General features: G+C 32.7%; 15 protein-coding genes. All 15 read left to right on the forward strand.

From position 1 onward, the window contains the following. Positions 1 to 195: hypothetical protein (locus tag ABV008_RS04355; RefSeq protein ID WP_352418599.1), on the forward strand; the 195-nt coding region annotated here is incomplete at its 5' end. A gap of 177 nt (positions 196 to 372) precedes the next feature. Continuing rightward, on the forward strand, positions 373 to 1,584 hold the full coding sequence (locus tag ABV008_RS04360) for a DUF819 family protein (protein WP_352418600.1): 1,212 nt from the start codon (positions 373 to 375) through the stop codon (positions 1,582 to 1,584). Positions 1,585 to 1,697: 113 nt separating this feature from the next. Then, on the forward strand, positions 1,698 to 2,675 hold the full coding sequence (locus ABV008_RS04365; RefSeq protein WP_352418601.1) for a dipeptidase: 978 nt from the start codon (positions 1,698 to 1,700) through the stop codon (positions 2,673 to 2,675). 150 nt (positions 2,676 to 2,825) lie between these two features. Then, on the forward strand, positions 2,826 to 4,277 hold the full coding sequence (locus tag ABV008_RS04370) for a sigma-54 interaction domain-containing protein (protein ID WP_352418602.1): 1,452 nt from the start codon (positions 2,826 to 2,828) through the stop codon (positions 4,275 to 4,277). Between the two features lie 359 nt (positions 4,278 to 4,636). After that, the gene (locus ABV008_RS04375; protein ID WP_352418603.1) at positions 4,637 to 6,013 is read left to right on the forward strand and encodes a YjiH family protein; all 1,377 of its coding nucleotides are present in this window, start codon (positions 4,637 to 4,639) and stop codon (positions 6,011 to 6,013) included. Between the two features lie 23 nt (positions 6,014 to 6,036). Beyond that, positions 6,037 to 7,053, forward strand: a complete 1,017-nt coding sequence (locus ABV008_RS04380; protein ID WP_352418604.1) for a zinc-dependent alcohol dehydrogenase — start codon at positions 6,037 to 6,039, stop codon at positions 7,051 to 7,053. Positions 7,054 to 7,255: 202 nt separating this feature from the next. Next, positions 7,256 to 8,647 (forward strand): aminomethyl-transferring glycine dehydrogenase subunit GcvPA, encoded by a 1,392-nt coding sequence (gcvPA, locus tag ABV008_RS04385; RefSeq protein WP_352418605.1) that lies wholly within the window; start codon positions 7,256 to 7,258, stop codon positions 8,645 to 8,647. A 50-nt stretch (positions 8,648 to 8,697) separates the two neighbouring features. After that, the gene (gcvPB, locus tag ABV008_RS04390; protein ID WP_352418606.1) at positions 8,698 to 10,260 is read left to right on the forward strand and encodes an aminomethyl-transferring glycine dehydrogenase subunit GcvPB; all 1,563 of its coding nucleotides are present in this window, start codon (positions 8,698 to 8,700) and stop codon (positions 10,258 to 10,260) included. A 13-nt stretch (positions 10,261 to 10,273) separates the two neighbouring features. Further along, positions 10,274 to 11,392 (forward strand): ATP-NAD kinase family protein, encoded by a 1,119-nt coding sequence (locus ABV008_RS04395; protein WP_352418607.1) that lies wholly within the window; start codon positions 10,274 to 10,276, stop codon positions 11,390 to 11,392. 104 nt (positions 11,393 to 11,496) lie between these two features. After that, complete coding sequence (scpC, locus tag ABV008_RS04400; RefSeq protein WP_352418608.1) at positions 11,497 to 13,017, forward strand: succinyl-CoA:acetate CoA-transferase ScpC; 1,521 nt, start codon at positions 11,497 to 11,499, stop codon at positions 13,015 to 13,017. 644 nt (positions 13,018 to 13,661) lie between these two features. Then, positions 13,662 to 15,341 carry an acyl-CoA mutase large subunit family protein gene (locus tag ABV008_RS04405; protein ID WP_352418609.1) on the forward strand — a complete coding sequence of 560 codons (1,680 nt, stop codon included), beginning with the start codon at positions 13,662 to 13,664 and terminating at the stop codon, positions 15,339 to 15,341. A gap of 42 nt (positions 15,342 to 15,383) precedes the next feature. Continuing rightward, complete coding sequence (locus tag ABV008_RS04410; protein WP_352418610.1) at positions 15,384 to 15,785, forward strand: cobalamin B12-binding domain-containing protein; 402 nt, start codon at positions 15,384 to 15,386, stop codon at positions 15,783 to 15,785. 12 nt (positions 15,786 to 15,797) lie between these two features. Beyond that, entirely contained in the window at positions 15,798 to 16,748 is a 951-nt protein-coding gene (gene meaB / locus ABV008_RS04415; RefSeq protein WP_352418611.1) for a methylmalonyl Co-A mutase-associated GTPase MeaB, read from the forward strand. Positions 16,749 to 16,772: 24 nt separating this feature from the next. Continuing rightward, the gene (gene mce / locus ABV008_RS04420; RefSeq protein WP_352418612.1) at positions 16,773 to 17,174 is read left to right on the forward strand and encodes a methylmalonyl-CoA epimerase; all 402 of its coding nucleotides are present in this window, start codon (positions 16,773 to 16,775) and stop codon (positions 17,172 to 17,174) included. A gap of 67 nt (positions 17,175 to 17,241) precedes the next feature. After that, the coding region (locus tag ABV008_RS04425) for a carboxyl transferase domain-containing protein (RefSeq protein WP_352418613.1) at positions 17,242 to 17,523 on the forward strand (282 nt) is incomplete at its 3' end.

The following is a 17,523-nucleotide window of genomic DNA, read 5'->3' on the forward strand; positions in this document are numbered from 1 at the left end:
AATGTATCGCTTGAACAGGGCTATTTTATTGCGAACGTTGATTTGAACACCATTGTTAAATTATTAATTTATGGCATGATAAATGCATTAAAAAATATTGAAAGAAATTCTAAGGATAAGCTCATCACCTTAAAATATAAAAGTATTAAACAATTAGCAAAAAAACAAATTGGAGGAAGAAAGGTGGGATTTTAATCAATTATTAACTTAGTAATAAAAGGTGATGAAAATAATTGTTTAATGAATAAAAACCATTAATAGTATTGTGGAAAACGCTATCTTTGGTATTTTTATTATCATTTATGGCATTTTCTAAAAAACAACTTATAATTTAATGATTTATTACTAAATTATCTACAAGGAGGAGTACTCATGAAAACTTTAATAAGCGCAGATAACGTATGGGCATTATGGGCAGTTTTAACAGGGATAGCAGCAATTAGTATTTGGTTAGAGCAAAAATACAAATGGGCAGGTAAAGTTACAGGATGTGTATTAGCACTTATATTTGCTATGATATTATCTAATTTAAGAGTAATACCTGTTGATTCCCCAACTTATGATAATGTATGGGGTTATGTTGTACCACTAGCAATTCCAATGCTACTTTTCAATGCTAATGTAAAAAAAATATGGAAAGAAAGTGGAAGGCTACTTGTAATATACTTGATAAGTGGAATAGGAACAATTGCTGGAGCTTTTCTTGCTTCAGGTCTATTGAAAAACCATATTCCTGAAATATACAAGGCTGCTGCAATGATGACAGGAACATATTCTGGTGGTAGTGTTAATCTTGTTGCAATGGCTGATGCTTTTGGGGCTACTGGAGATATAGTTACTGCTTCTGTTGTGGCAGATAACTTATTAATGGCTATTTATTTCTTTGTTTTAATAGCAATTCCAACAATGAATTTCTTCTTAAAAAAATACTCACATCCAATAATTGATCAAATAGAAAAAGAAGGCGAATCAGAAGAAGGAAAGACTCGTGCAGCACAATTCTGGGCGCCAAAATCTGTATCATTAAAAGATATAGCATTTACTATAGCTATTTCCTTTATAATTGTAGCTATTTCATCTGAAATTGCAGGTTTCTTATCTAAAGTAATCCCTACAGGAAATCTTGGACTAGATTTATTAAATGGTCTTTTGGGAAATAAATACTTAATTATTACAACTATTACTATGTTGTTAGCTACAAAGTTTTCTGGCTTCTTTGGAAGTGTTGGTGGAGCTCAAGAAATTGGAACATTTTTAATTCATATATTCTTTGCTGTAATAGGTGTTCCAGCATCAATTAGTCTTATAGTAACAAAATCACCTATACTTTTAATATTCTGTACAATAATTGTTTTCACAAATCTAATTGTAACCCTACTATTTGGGAAAATATTCAAATTTAATTTGGAAGAAATGATGTTAGCTGCTAATGCTAACGTAGGTGGACCTACAACATCAGCTGCTATGGCTATTGCAAAGGGTTGGGATAAATTAATAGTACCAACAATACTATGTGGTACCTTAGGATATGTTTTGGGCAACTACTATGGAGTATTAGTGGGTAATATAATAAAAGGCTGGTAGTTATTTAGCTGCTTTTAATATTAAGGAGGGCCCCCCCTCCTTAATATTAATATAATAGATAAAATGTAGAAAACTATTTACAAACTAAAAAGTTTAACAAGGATGTGACAATAATGATATTTGACGCACATGGAGATATTTGGACAGACGTAACAGTAAAGAGACAAGATGGAATGGAAAATGTATTTAAGTCTTTTCATTTAGAAAGATATAATAAAGGTGGAGTTAATGGAGGAATATTTGTTATTTGGATAGATCCGCCTAATGATAAAGAACCAGAAAAAAGAGCATTTGAAATTATAGAAAATATGTCAGTAGAGATAACTAATAATCAGGATATTTTTAAGATTATTAGAAAATACGATGATATAAAAGAAGCTATAGATACAAATAGGTTTGCTGCTGTTATAGGTTCGGAAGGACTTAGTTATATTGGTAAAAATGTTAATTTAATAAATGTTTTATACATGCTCGGAGTAAGACATGCAACTCTTACATGGAATGAACAAAATGACCTAGCTACTGGAGTAAAAGGTGATCCAAATAGAGGCTTAACCCAGTATGGAGTTGAGGCAGTGAAAAGATTAGAACAACTTGGGATGATAGTTGATGTCTCACATGCAAACGAAAAGACGTTTTGGCAAATATGTGAATTGACTACAAAACCATTTATAGCATCACATTCTAATTGTAAGGCACTTTGCAGTGCTGCTAGAAACCTAACAGATGAACAATTAAAAGCTATTGCACAAAAAGGCGGAGTAGTTGGACTTAATGCATTTTCTGATTTTGTTTCAGATAAAAAAGAAAATAGAGATATAGAACATTTGGCGAATCACCTTGATCATATGGTGGAGATAATGGGAATCGAACACGTAGGACTGGGGTTTGACTTTGATGATTATTTAGCAGGAGAAACAATGAAATTTTTTGCCGAAGAAGAATCAGCAAATACTATTGGATTTGAAAACATTACAAAGGTACCAGAACTAATTAAAATTTTTGAAGCTCGTGGATATTCAAAAGAAGACATTGAAAAAATTAAATATAAAAACTTTCTAAGAATAATAAAAGAAATATTTAAAGATTAAGGAAACTAGAAAAGTTAAATAGACAATTTGTGCCATTGGTTTATGCCTTTGGCACTTTTTTACAAAAAACTTTGTTTGATATTATAGCTTAGTTGTACTCTAAACATAGCTGCTTTATTCATATAAAATTGATTATAGGGGGATAGTTTGATGAATACAAAGGGACAAGGGAGCTTAGATGTAAATATTCCAGATAAAGATAGCCAAATACAAGAAAGCAAAAATGAAGAAATATATTTAAATGATGTAACTAAATCTATATTTGACTCTATGCATGATGGAATATATATTACAGATAAGAATGGTTACACAATTTTTGTGAATGATGCCTATGAGAGAATTAGTGGACTTAAAAGAGAACAGCTTATAGGTAAACATATGGTAGATTTAATAATGCAAGGCTTTTTCAAGGATTCAGCTAGTTTAAAAGCACTAAGAGAAAATAAGCCTATGTCTATTATTGATTATTTTGAAGGTGGAAGAAGATGCTTGGTAACCAGTAGTCCAGTTTATGATAAGGATAAAAATATTTTACTCGTTGTAACAAACTTAAGATATATGACTGAACTTCATGATCTCCAGGCTAAGCTTGAAATGACAGAAGAGTTAAATAACAAATATTCCTGTGAGCTAAAAGAACTGAGAAAAGAGAATATTAATAGAGATAATGTAGTAGGGAACAGTAAGAAAATGAATTTAATCTATGAAACTATAGATAGAATATCAGAAGTAGATACAACAGTATTGATTTTAGGAGAAACAGGAGTAGGTAAAGAGGTTATTGCAAAGGAGATACACAAAAGAAGTTTAAGAAAAAATGGGCCATTTATCAAGGTAAATTGTGCTTCAATTCCAGATACGTTGTTTGAATCTGAATTATTTGGATATGAAAAAGGGGCATTTACTGGTGCAATGAATAATGGAAAACCTGGTTTATTTGAATTAGCAGATGAAGGTACTATTTTATTAGATGAAATTGGAGAAATATCTTTGGCGTCTCAGACAAAGCTTTTAAGAGTTTTACAGGAAAAACAAACACTAAGGATAGGGGGAACTAAATCTAAAGATATAAATGTTAGGATTATTGCAGCTACAAACAAAAATTTAAAAGTTCTTGTAGATAAAGGAAAATTTAGAGAGGACTTATATTATAGATTAAATATTATTCCTATAACAGTACCACCTCTTAGAGAGAGAAGTGAAGATATAATATTTCTTGCTTTTCACTTTTTAGAAGAGTTTAATTTGAAATACAATATGAAAAAAAGTATTAATTATAAAGCATATGAAGCATTGAAATCATACTATTGGCCAGGCAATGTAAGGCAATTGAAAAATTTAATAGAAAGATTTGTGTTAATTTGTCCCTCAGAAGTAATTGATGATACCTATATTAATAATATACTTGGCAAAAGTAGCTTAAATAACAATTGTACTCTAGATGAAAATCTTACATTAGAAGATGCTGTGTCTAGCTTAGAAAAACAGCTAATATTTAAAGCACTAAAAAGATATGGAAGCACTAGAAAAGCTGCGGAAGCGTTAGGAGTTAGCCAACCAACAGTAGTGAGAAAAGCTAATAAATATAATATCGAAAATTAATGATACATTATCGAATAATAGCGATACGTTTATGTATCAGGCTAGCAAGGCTATAATGCTCAAATCTAGCAAATAAAAAGAATTTAGCATTGATTTGATTTATTGTTGAATCAAATCAATGCGTTTTTTATTAACAAAACCCCTTGCTAATGTGGATTTAACCCATCCTTATAATTGGCACGTTAATTGCTATATTAGTTAGTGACATGAAATAGTAACGGAACTATAATAAACAAACTAATATTAATCAACCTGTCACATCAAATAAAGAAAGGGGGGCAATAAGAATCAATACGGATAATAATTAATTTAAAGGTATTATTTATTATCAATCCATAATAATTAGGAGGAGTGTTTACATGGAAGGTATTAATAATGGTGAACAAGCTTTAGATTTAAAACATCCGTTTCTGAGGAACTTTTTAGTATTCGTAATAGGATCAGCATTAGGAATTTTTATTTTCTTTGTACCAGCATTTAATGGGAAAATGCCTTTTGAAGTATTGCAAAAAGCACTAGTTATAAATCCTTTAGGAGATAAAGTACCATATGTCATTATGGGAATGGTTACGTTTAACTTGTTTGGCTACATTTATGGGAAAACGTTAGCAAAAGAGGGAACTTATCTTCATAAAAGATTTGGCAAGAGCTCAAAGATAAAGGGCATAAATTATTTTTTAGCATTTGTTTTTGTTATTATGGCTCTTACACAAAAAGGAATACCTTTTCTTTATCATGAATCAACAGTACCTTATATGATAAGAGAAATATTTCCTTTTACTATTGGATGTCTAACAGTTGGTGGATTAGTTCTTCCTCTCTTAACTTCCTACGGAATACTAGAGCTAGTTGGAGTCATGCTTGAACCTATTATGAGACCAGTTCTAAAGTTACCTGGTAAGGCGGCAATAGACTCAATAGCTTCAGTAGTAGGAGCTGCTGTTGTTGGAATTTTCTTAACAACATCTTTATATCACGACAACCAATATACAGAAAAGGAAGCTATAAGTATTTCATCTGGATTTAGCTTGAACTCAGTTGGATATTGTGCATTCCTAGTAAGCTATGTTGGCTTAAGCTCAAAGTTCAATAGCATGTTCTTAATATATTTATTAATTGCTTATATAATAGCTGCCATAATCGTTAGAATACCACCTATTTGTAAACATGCTGATGTTTATGAAAACGGTACCATACAGACAGAAGAAATGAGAAAAGAAAACAATAAGTATACCAAGGGTCAATTAAAAGTTGGATTCAACAGAGCTATTCAAAAAGCTGACACATCCGATAACGTTCTAAAAGACTTGATTGTAGGCGCATTTAATGGATTTATGGTTGTTGTTGAAATAATACCTATGATGGTTGTAATAGGTGGAATAATGTTAGCAGTATATAATTTTACTCCAATAATACAGTTTGCAAGTAAGCCTTTAATACCACTTATTTCATTAGTAGGAGTTCCAGAAGCACCATTAGCTGCAGAAGCAATATTTTTGGGTGGAATTGAATTATTTATGCCATCAATTGCAGTAACAGCTGGAACTGCTAATGAAGCTGTTAGATACTTTGTAGTTATGGTTTCAATGGTTCAAGTATTATATATTACAGAAACTATGCTTCCACTTATTAGCTTTGGTTTACCAGTGAAATTCTGGGAGTTAATAGTTATATGGCTAGAGAGGACAATAATAGCCATACCTTTGGTAGCAATAGCTATGCATCTTGCATTTTAACTTAAACAAAAGGAGGTTTTACAATGTTAGCAATTGTTAAAGACAAAAAAGGCCCAGGTTATGCTTTTAAAGAGGTAGAAAATCCTAGACCAAAGGAAGATGAAGTATTAATTAAAGTAAAGGCAGTAGGTATTTGTGGAACAGATGTACCAATACTTAAAGGAATCAGGGAAGTGCCTATACCACTAATTCCTGGTCATGAATTTGCAGGAGATATTGTTGAAGTAGGAAGTAAGGTTAAGAATTTTAAAGTTGGTGATAGAGTTACTCCAGCAATAGTTATTAATTGTGGAAGTTGCTACTACTGTAGAACAGGATTAGAAACTCTATGCGACAACATTATAGAGACAGGTATTCATGTGGATGGAGCTTTTGCTGAATATGTAACAGTTCCTGAAAAAGTTCTTCATAAATTACCAGAAAATATGACTTATGAGCAAGGTGCTTCTATAGACCCAATCGCTTCGGCTTACCACCCTGTAAAAAAAGCTTCTATAGGCAGTGAAGATACAGTAGTTGTTTTTGGACCTGGTCCAATAGGATTATATGCTACTCAAATTGCAAAAGCTGAGGGAGCAAAGAAAATTATTACTGTAGGAGTTAAAGGTGACGAAGAAAGATTAGAGTTAGCAAAAGAACTTGGAGCAGACGAAATTGTTATTTCAGATGAAAACTTATTAGAAAATATTAGCAAGCTTACTGATGGTAGAATGGCAGACATTGTAGTTGAAGCTACAGGACATCCAAGTGTATTTGAAATGGCTTTAAGTTCAGTAAGAAAACATGGAACAGTAATTATGATAGGTATATTCCACGCACCAGCTACTGCAAACATTGCACAAATAGTAAGACGTGAAATTCAAATCAAAGGTAGCATATGCTACACTTGGCAAGACTATAAGGAATGTATTGACTTAGTTGAGGCAGGAAAAGTAAGAGTAGAACCTATGATATCTCATACATTTGATCTAAAAGATATGGACAAGGCAATGGAAGTAATAGATCAACGAAAAGCAATAAAAATAATTATGCATCCATAAATTAAATAAAGACTATAACTAAAACTAAAAGGGAAGGATATCTCAAAAAGATATTCTTCCTAAAAATCATTGCATCTTTACAAAGTTTTTAAAAATTGATTACAATTTTTCTTCTTAAACAAATATTAAGAGGAATTTCAATAAATATTTCATGCAGTAAAAGAAAACTAATCAAAGCAAATCAAAAGTTAGGAGGGTTAATATGAATAATAAGAAAAACATAGTCTATCCCTATATGCCTAATAGTGTAGAAAGCATAAAGAAAGAAATGATGGACGAGTTAGGAGTAAAAAGTATTGAAGAATTATATTCGTATATACCAAAGCATTTGAGAGTACCAGGTAGAATGAATTTGCCTGAACCTTTACTTTCCGAAATTGAACTAAAAGATCATGTGGAAGGTATCTTATCAAAGAATACAGCTTGTAGCGAAAACTTAAACTTTCTAGGAGCAGGTTGCTATAGACACTATGTACCTGCAATATGTGATGAAATTAATTCAAGAAGTGAATTTTTGACAGCATACTGTGGGGAAACTTACGCTGACCATGGTAAATGTCAAGCTATATTTGAATTTACAAGTTTAATAGGTGAATTAGTTGATATGGATGTAGTAGGCTTAGCCACATATGATGGTGGACAAGCTACTTGTACATCACTACGTATGACAAATCGTATAACAGGTAGAAAAGAGCTACTAGTACCTAAATCAATGAATCCAGACATTTTATCACAATTAAGAAACTTCTGCGATTTTATGACTATTACATTAGTTGACTATGATCCTAAAACAGGTCAAATGGATTTAAATGACTTAAAAAATAAAATTTCAGATAATACAGCAGGAGTATTTTTAGAAAATCCATCTTATTTAGGATTTGTTGAAGAACATGGAGAAGAAATAGGAAAAATTGCTCATGAGCATGGAGCTTTATTTGTAGTATCTGCAGACCCTTCATCTTTAGGTATATTAGAAGCACCAGTAAACTATGGAGCAGATGTAACTTGTGGAGATATACAATGTTTAGGTATGCATATGGGATATGGAAGTGGACAATCTGGATATATAGCAAGTAAAGATGAGCCACAGTTTATAATGAACTTCCCTAACCATTTTTATAGTTTATATGAAAATGATAAAGGAGAATTTGGATTCTCTCGTTCATTAAATCAGAGAACTAGCTATGGTAGTAGAGAAAAAGCAGTAGAGTATTTAGGAACAAACACTGGTTTATGGGCAATAACTGCTGCAGTATATCTATCATTAATGGGACCAGAAGGTATGTATGAACTAGGAAAAAACATTATGTATAAAGCTAGATATGCAACAAAAGTATTGTCAGAAGTAAAAGGCGTAAAAGTGGTATTTGATAATAGCACAAGCTTTAAAGAGTTTATTTTAAACTTTGATGAAGCAAATAAATCTGTAGAAGAAATAAATAAAGAGTTATTAAATAGAGGTGTCTTTGGTGGCAAAGACTTATCTAAAGAGTTTAAAGAATTAGGCAATAGTGCTTTATATTGTGTTACTGAACTTACTAAGAAATCTGATATAGATAGATTGGCTAAAGAATTAGCAGATATATTAAAGTAGGGATTGTTATTAACCAAAATATGAATACATCAAAGAAAGGAATGGTGTAGATGAGTAAGGATGTAAAAGTTAAAGATTTCCATCAAGCAAAATGGGATGAACCTATAATATTTGAATTAAGCACTCCTGGACAAAGAGGAATATTACTACCAGAAGCAGATAATGAAATTAAGAACAAAGTTGGAGACATAGAAGATATAGTACCAAAAAATATTAAAAGAAGTAAAAAACCTGCATTACCAGAATTAGCACAACCACAAGTTCTTAGACACTTTTTAAGACTATCTCAAGAAACATTAGGTCAAGAACTTAATATCGACATAGGTTTAGGGACCTGTACTATGAAATATAGTCCAAAAATTAATGAGCAATTTGTGAGAAATCCTAAATTTGCAGAACTTCATCCACTACAAGATGAAGAGACTACACAAGGAGCTCTTGAAATAATGTACAAGATGGAAGAATTCTTGAAAGCAATTTCAGGCATGGATGCTTTCACATTCCAACCTGGTGGTGGAGCTCAAGCGGTATTCTCTAATGCTTCAATACTAAAGGCATATCATACTGATAGAGGAGAAGGAGAACAAAGAAATGAAATAATTACTACCATATTATCTCACCCTGTAAATGCTGCTTCTCCACATACGAAAGGTTTTAAAGTAATTACTTTAATGCCAGATGAAAAAACTGGTTATCCAAGCCTAGAATCTCTAAAGGCAGTTGTATCAGAAAGAACTGCAGGAATGTTTTTAACAAATCCAGAGGATACAGGTATATTTAATCCTCATGTTAAGGAAATGGTTGATATAGTACATGAAGCAGGTGGACTATGTATAGCAGATATAGCAGATGCTAATGGATTATTTGGAATCTCAAGAGCTAAAGAAGTAGGATACGATATGTGTCACTACAACTTACACAAAGCATTTTCATCACCTCATGGCTCTATGGGACCATGTTGCGGAGCTCAAGGTGTAAAAGATTTCTTAACTAAATATTTACCAGTGCCAGTAGTTAAATATGATGGTAAAAAATATAGTTTAGATTATGATAGACCAGAAAGCATTGGGAAAATAAGAAAATTCTACGGAGTAATAGCTACTGTAGTGAGAGCATATTCTTGGATAATGGCTATTGGACCAGATGGATTGAAGGAAGTATCAGAGTTATCTATACTAAACAACAATTATTTAATGAAGAGACTACTTTCAGAAGTTAAAGGTATATCTGCACCATGGGCTGAAGGACAATTTAGAATGGAGCAAGTACGTTATAGCTGGGAAAAATTAAAAGAAGATACAGGCGTAGGAACTGATGATGTAGATAGAAGATGTAGTGACTATGGAGTACAAGGATATTTCCAAAGTCACCATCCATGGATAATTCCAGAACCATTTACTCCAGAGCCAAATGAAACATATTCAAAAATGGAAATTGATGAATATGCCAATATATTTAAGAAAATTTCAGAAGAAGCTTATGAAAATCCAGAATTAGTAAAAACAGCTCCACATAATACTCCAATATCCTTAATATCAAAAGAAGAAGTTACAGATCCTAAAGAATTAATTGTAACCTGGAGGATTTATAAAAAGAAAAAAGCATCAAAATAACTGAGGTGAATATATGACAAAAAGACTTGGTCTTATTGTAAATCCAATTGCAGGAATGGGTGGAAGAGTAGGCTTGAAAGGAACGGATGGGGAAGAAACTTTAAAAAAAGCATTATCACTTGGTGCTAAACAAGAAGCACCAAGCAAAGTAAGAAAAGCTTTAGACTATATTAGAAAAAATGTCCCTGGGATAGAGATATTAACCTATCCTGGGGATATGGGGCAACAAGAGTGTACTGATTTGGGCATTGTACCGACAGTTATAGGAGATGTTGATAGAGAAATAACTACCTATAAAGATACGGAAGAGGCTGCTCTAAAAATGGTAGAAAACGAAGTGGACTTGCTCCTATTTGCAGGAGGAGATGGAACTGCAAGAAATATTTATAACTCAGTAGGAGACAAAATACCTGTAATAGGGATACCTGCTGGAGTAAAAATACACTCTGCTGTATTTGCAACAAATCCATTAAATGCTGGAAAAGTAGTTGCTGATTTTTTTGGGAACAAGAGTATTAAGCTAAGAGAGTCAGAAGTTATGGATATAGATGAGGAACGATTCAGAGAAGGAAAGGTAATAGCAAAATTATACGGATATATGAAAGTTCCTTATGAAAAAGAGTATGTCCAATCTTTAAAGGCTGGAGGCATATATAGTGACAATATTTGCTTAGAAGGCATAGCAGACTATATCATTGACAACATGGAAAAAGACTACATTTATCTCATCGGTTCTGGGACAACCACAAGAAAAATATTAGAACAGATGAATTCACCCTGTACTTTACTTGGAGTAGATATTGTAAAGGACAAGAAGTTAATTTTAAATGATGCAAATGAAGAAGAAATATTGAAAACTACAAAAGATAAAAAATTTAAAATAATAGTATCGCTCATAGGAGGACAGGGTTATATATTTGGTAGAGGTAATCAACAATTTAGTCCTAGAATCATAAAGGCTGCAGGAAAAGAAAATATTATAATTATTTCAACTCCAAATAAAATTATAGACTTAAAAGGCAGACCTCTATTAGTAGATACTGGAGATGAAGAAACTGACAAGATGTTAAAAGGATATTATAAGGTAATAGTTGGTTATGACGAAACCTATGTATATAAATGCAGCTACTAATACTATCGCAAGTATATAACTATTTGAGGGCCTCTGTTTATGCAGAGGTTCCCTGTTTATACAAAATATCTTTAACTAGTTGATAATTCGGAGGTGGAAGAACCGTGTTAGAAGAAAGAATAAGATGCAAAAAGCTTAGAGATAAAATAATGACAGCAGACGAAGCAGCCATGTTATTTAAAACAGGAATGAAAGTTGGAACGAGTGGCTTTACACCTGCAGGATATCCTAAGGCAGTACCTTTAGCATTAGGAAGAAGAGCTGAAAACGGCGATAAGATAGAGATTACCTTGATGACAGGAGCTTCAGTAGGAGATGAGTTAGACGGAGTTTTATCAAGAGCTGGAGTAATAAAAAGAAGATACCCATATCAGACTAATAATTCTCTAAGGAACTGTATAAATAATAAGGAAATAGAATATAGTGATATGCATTTAAGCAACTTTCCCCAATGGGTGAAATATGGTTTCTTAGGTAATGTTGATATAGCTTTAATAGAAGCTATAGCCATAACTGAAGATGGAGGGATAGTCCCATCAACATCTGTAGGCAATTCTAATGTTTATGTTGAGAAAGCTGATAAAGTAATAGTAGAACTAAACACTAGTCAACCTTTAGAGCTAGAAGGGATACATGATATATATAGTCCTGCTAATCCACCATTTAGGAAACCAATTCCTATTTATCAAACTGGAGATAGAATCGGTTTAAATTATATACCTTGTAATCCAGATAAAATAGTAGGCATTGTAGTTACAAATATAAAAGATGCTGATAAGAAACTAGCACCGATTGACGATGTTTCAACGAAAATGGCAAATAACCTAATAGGTTTTTTAGACAATGAAGTAAAACATAATAGATTACCAGAAAATCTTCTTCCATTGCAATCAGGAGTAGGCAGTGTTGCAAATGCAGTTTTGGCTGGATTAATAAACTCTAAATATAAAGATTTGACAGTGTACTCAGAGGTATTGCAAGATTCTGTGCTTGATTTAATAGATTGTGGGAAAGTTAATATGGCTTCTGCTACTTCTCTTACATTATCAAAAGATAGATTAGACGATTTTTATAAGAATATTGAAAGATATAGAGATAAGATAATATTGAGGCCACAAGAAATAAGTAATAATCCTGAAATTATTCGAAGATTAGGAGTAATAGGTATAAACACAGCAATTGAAGTAGACTTATATGGAAATGTAAATTCTAGTAATATAATGGGAAGTAGGATTATGAACGGAATAGGAGGTTCAGGAGATTTTGCTAGAAACTCCTATATATCAATATTCGTAACTCAAACAACAGCAAAAGATGGAGATATATCTTGCATAGTACCGATGGTATCTCATTGCGATCATACAGAACATGATGTTCAAATAATAGTAACTGAGCAAGGCGTTGCTGATTTAAGAGGTTTGAGCCCAAAAGAAAGGGCAAAGAGCATTATTGAGAACTGTGCTTCCGGAGAATATAAGGATATGCTTAAAGATTATTATAATAGAGTTCTAGTAGAAAGCAAGTATAGGCATACACCACACATAATAGGGGAAGCATTGTCATGGCATAAAAGATTTTCTGAAACAGGTACAATGAAAATATTAAATAATAAAAAGGCCATATAATACTAATATGTAAAATTAGTATTAACAAAACAAAAACGGGATAACTTGAACTTTATTTTTTGATTTGTTAAATAACTATGACTAGTATAGTATAATTAATCAGAGTTTTTGTTTACAAATCCTATTACTTATCAATGTAAGATATATATATAGGTTATATGAAACGATAAAATTGTCGTTTTATATAAAATTCGAAAAAAGAAGAAATAGTAAACAATGCATCTGATAAGATATGGATATATAAAAACATAGAATTATGGATAATAAAGTCGTTATTTCCCGGGAAAAGAAAATATGTGTAGTATAATATATATATATATATAGTGGGAAAAAGGCATGGGTTAGTAAAACTTCAGAAAATTTGTCGAACCTATTAAAGGAATAAGCAAGAAAACATAGAATAAACTTTTAATGAAATATTTATTTCACAATAATTAACATTATGAAATAAATATTGCAAAAAAGCATTATATGTAATAGTCTGTATTTGGATGCATATGTGTAATTTTAAGCGTTTATTATTTCTTCTTTGTACTTATTCTAAACCTAAAATACGTAAACGCTTTCATGCATCACTGCATTTTTCAGACTATTTAGAACGTGACAGAATGAATAAGAAATTCATTAAGACGAGGGGGTCCAAAATGTTTGATAATGAAAGCTTAAAACAGATTAAACAAGCAAAATGTGAATGGGAAGATACTAAACTTAAGAAGACACTCGCTAGATTTCCTGAAAGAAAAGAGGAGTTTACAACAGTTTCAGGTGAAGTAGTGAATCCACTTTATACTCCAGAGGATGTTGAATCGTTAGACTATAATAGAGACTTGGGATATCCAGGAAGCTATCCTTTTACTAGAGGAGTTCAACCTACTATGTATAGAGGAAAGCTTTGGACTATGAGAATGTATGCTGGATTTGCAACTGCAGAAGAGTCCAACAATAGATATAAGTACTTACTAGAACAAGGTCAAACAGGACTAAGTGTAGCTTTTGATTTACCTACACAAATTGGATATGATTCAGACCATCCATTAGCAGAAGGAGAAGTAGGAAAAGTAGGAGTAGCTATAGATTCATTAGAAGATATGGAAACACTTTTTGAAGGTATTCCTCTTGATAAAGTAAGTACTTCTATGACAATAAATGCACCTGCTTCAGTTTTACTTGCAATGTACATTGCTGTAGCTGAAAAGCAAGGAGTTACACCTGACAAACTAAGAGGTACAATCCAAAATGATATACTAAAAGAATATATAGCACGTGGAACATATATTTTCCCAGTTGAACCATCCATGAGGCTAATTACAAATATATTTGAGTTTTGTTCAAAATCAGTACCAAAATGGAATACAATAAGCATCTCAGGCTACCATATTAGAGAGGCAGGCTCTACAGCGGCTCAAGAAGTTGGTTTTACCCTTGCTGATGGTATTGCATATGTGGAAGCTGCAATAAAGGCTGGACTTGATGTAGATGCTTTTGCACCTAGATTATCATTTTTCTTCAATGCTCATAATGACTTACTAGAAGAGGTTTCAAAGTACAGAGCTGCTAGAAGATTATGGGCTAGAATAATGAAAGAAAGATTTGGGGCAAAAGATCCAAAGTCAATGATGCTAAAATTCCATACTCAAACTGGAGGGTCTACATTAACTGCACAGCAGCCTGATAATAATATTGTCCGTGTTGCTATACAAACTTTGGCTGCAGTACTTGGTGGTACACAGTCCCTACACACCAATTCAAGAGATGAAGCCCTTGCTCTTCCAACTGAGGATTCAGTTAGAATAGCTCTTAGAACACAACAAATAGTAGGGTATGAAAGTGGAGTAACAGATACTGTTGACCCATTAGCAGGTTCATATTATATAGAAGCTAAGACTAAGGAAATAGAAGACAAGGCAATGAAATATATAAATAAGATTGACGAGCTTGGTGGAGCACCAAGAGCTATAGACATGGGGTATATTCAACAAGAAATAATGGATGCAGCATATAAATATCAAAGAGAAGTTGAAACAGGCGCTAGAATAGTAGTTGGTATGAATAAATTCCAGGTAGAAGAAGAATCTCCTAAGGGGCTTTTAAGAGTTGACCCTGCTGTTGGAATTCTTCAAAAGAATAAAATTTCTTCTTTAAAATCAAAGAGAAACAACGGACTAGTAAAAGAGAAGCTTGAAGCATTAAGAAAAGCATGCGAGGGCGAGGAAAACGTAATGCCATATATATTAGAGGCAGTTAAGACATATGCAACACTAGGAGAAATTTGTGGAGTAATGAGAGAAGTTTTTGGTGAATATCAGCAATCTGTGATTATATAAAAACATAAAAATTTAGAATTGGTGTAAAGGGAGGAATACTAAGTGAGTAGTAGACCAATTAGAGTTTTAGTTGCAAAACCAGGACTTGATGGACATGATAGAGGAGCAAAAGTAATAGCAAGAGCTTTAAGAGATGCAGGTATGGAAGTTATTTATACAGGACTTAGACAGACTCCAGAACAGATAGTAGCGGCTGCTATACAAGAAGACGTAGATGTAGTAGCTATGAGTATATTATCGGGAGCACACAATCATTTACTTCCAAGAGTAGTAGAATTACTTAAACAAGAAGGAGCAGATGATGTTCTTGTAGTAGGCGGAGGAGTAATTCCTGATGGTGATATTCCTGGTCTTAAGGAAGCAGGAATAAAAGAAATATTTACGCCAGGAACACCTACAACAACATGTATTGATTATATAAAAGAAAATGTGATTAGGAAATAGTATATTCAGGCGGTGTTAATATTGGAATATGTAGATAAGCTTCTAAATGGAGACAGGAGAGCATGTGCTCGTCTGATTTCTATAGTAGAGAATGATGAAGAAGAAGCAAAAAATATAATTAAAGAGATATATAAATATACAGGTAAAGCCCATGTAATAGGTATTACTGGCCCCCCTGGCGGGGGCAAGAGTACCCTTACTGACAAGCTCGCAAAGGAGCTTAGAAATAGGGGCAAAACTGTTGGAATAGTAGCCATAGATCCTACCAGTCCATTTACTGGTGGATCTATATTAGGCGATAGAATAAGAATGCAAGATTTGGCCACAGATCCAGGCGTATTCATTAGAAGCATGGGCACTAGAGGATGTCTAGGTGGGCTGTCAAAGGCTACTCAAAGTGCTGTAAAGATATTAGATGTATATGGCGCTGATTACATAATTATAGAAACAGTTGGGGTAGGCCAATCTGAAATAGATATAGTAAAGACAGCGGATACTATAGTTATGGTTATGGTGCCAGGCCTGGGAGATGATATTCAGGCTATAAAAGCTGGAGTAATGGAAATCGGAGATATATTTGCAATAAATAAAAGCGATTTAGATGGAGCCAATAGAACTGCTGCCGAAGTAAAGGCAATGCTTGACATGGGACCTAGGAAGGATAGAAGACCTCCTATAGTACAGGTAGTAGCTAGTTTAAACAAAGGAACTAGTGAATTATTAGATGAAATAATAAATCATATGGAATATTTAAAATCTTCAGGAGAACTTAAAAAGAGAAGAGAAGATAATATTAAAACGGAAATTATTAAGTTGATAGAGACAGAAGTTATGAAGAGAGTATTAGAAAAATCTCAAACAAACCATGCTTTAGAAAAAGTAACTGCTTCAGTAGCAAACAGAAAGATGGATCCCTTTAGTGCATGTGAGTCTATAATAAAATTGTTTTCTGATAATATTTAAATAAATATTTAAGGAGTGAAAAAAATGGTAAAAAAAGTAGACCATATTGGTATAGCAGTTAGTAATCTTGAAGAAGCCTTAAAGTTTTATGAGGAAGTACTAGGTATGAATCTTCATGGAACAGAGATAGTAGAAGAACAAAAAGTAAAGGTAGCATTTCTTCCAATAGGAGATACAGAAATAGAATTGTTAGAATCAACCGATGCAGAAGGACCTATTGCAAAGTATATTGAGAAAAAAGGTCAAGGAATACAGCATATTGCATATAGAGTAGATGATATAGAAAAGGCACTAGAAGAAATGAAGCAAAAAGGTATAAGACTTATAGATGAAAAGCCTAGATATGGAGCAGGAGGAGCTAAAATAGCATTCCTACATCCAAAAAGTACAAATGGTGTATTAATCGAACTTTGTCAAAGGGATTAATTTTAAAATTACTAAAATATATCTAATACAAGATTGCTTAGGCAATCAGCTTAAGGAGGTTCTTTTAATGTCAAATAGCAAGTTAGAACAGCTACGTTTAGCTAAAGAAAAAATAGCTGAAGGTGGCGGCAAAGACAAAATTGAAAAACAGCATAAAAAAGGTAAATTGACAGCAAGAGAAAGACTAAATCTATTATTCGATGAAGGGAGCTTTGTAGAAGTTGATACATTTGTAGAGCACAGATGTACAAACTTCGGCATGGAAAAAACAAAGTCACCAGGAGAAGGAGTAGTATCAGGTTATGGTACAGTAAATGGCAGATTAGTGTTTTCCTATGCACAAGACTTT

Origin of the sequence: Proteiniborus sp. (genome assembly GCF_040308045.1) — a bacterium.
In the GTDB taxonomy this organism is placed as follows: Bacteria; Bacillota; Clostridia; order Tissierellales; family Proteiniboraceae; genus Proteiniborus.

Coding starts and splice junctions, on each gene's coding strand:
- ABV008_RS04395 (WP_352418607.1), top strand. CDS start 10,274: ATGACAAAAAGACTTGGTCTTATTGTAAATCCAATTGCAGGAATGGGT.
- ABV008_RS04365 (WP_352418601.1), top strand. CDS start 1,698: ATGATATTTGACGCACATGGAGATATTTGGACAGACGTAACAGTAAAG.
- gcvPB (WP_352418606.1), top strand. CDS start 8,698: ATGAGTAAGGATGTAAAAGTTAAAGATTTCCATCAAGCAAAATGGGAT.
- ABV008_RS04375 (WP_352418603.1), top strand. CDS start 4,637: ATGGAAGGTATTAATAATGGTGAACAAGCTTTAGATTTAAAACATCCG.
- ABV008_RS04405 (WP_352418609.1), top strand. CDS start 13,662: ATGTTTGATAATGAAAGCTTAAAACAGATTAAACAAGCAAAATGTGAA.
- ABV008_RS04370 (WP_352418602.1), top strand. CDS start 2,826: ATGAATACAAAGGGACAAGGGAGCTTAGATGTAAATATTCCAGATAAA.
- mce (WP_352418612.1), top strand. CDS start 16,773: ATGGTAAAAAAAGTAGACCATATTGGTATAGCAGTTAGTAATCTTGAA.
- gcvPA (WP_352418605.1), top strand. CDS start 7,256: ATGAATAATAAGAAAAACATAGTCTATCCCTATATGCCTAATAGTGTA.
- ABV008_RS04360 (WP_352418600.1), top strand. CDS start 373: ATGAAAACTTTAATAAGCGCAGATAACGTATGGGCATTATGGGCAGTT.
- ABV008_RS04380 (WP_352418604.1), top strand. CDS start 6,037: ATGTTAGCAATTGTTAAAGACAAAAAAGGCCCAGGTTATGCTTTTAAA.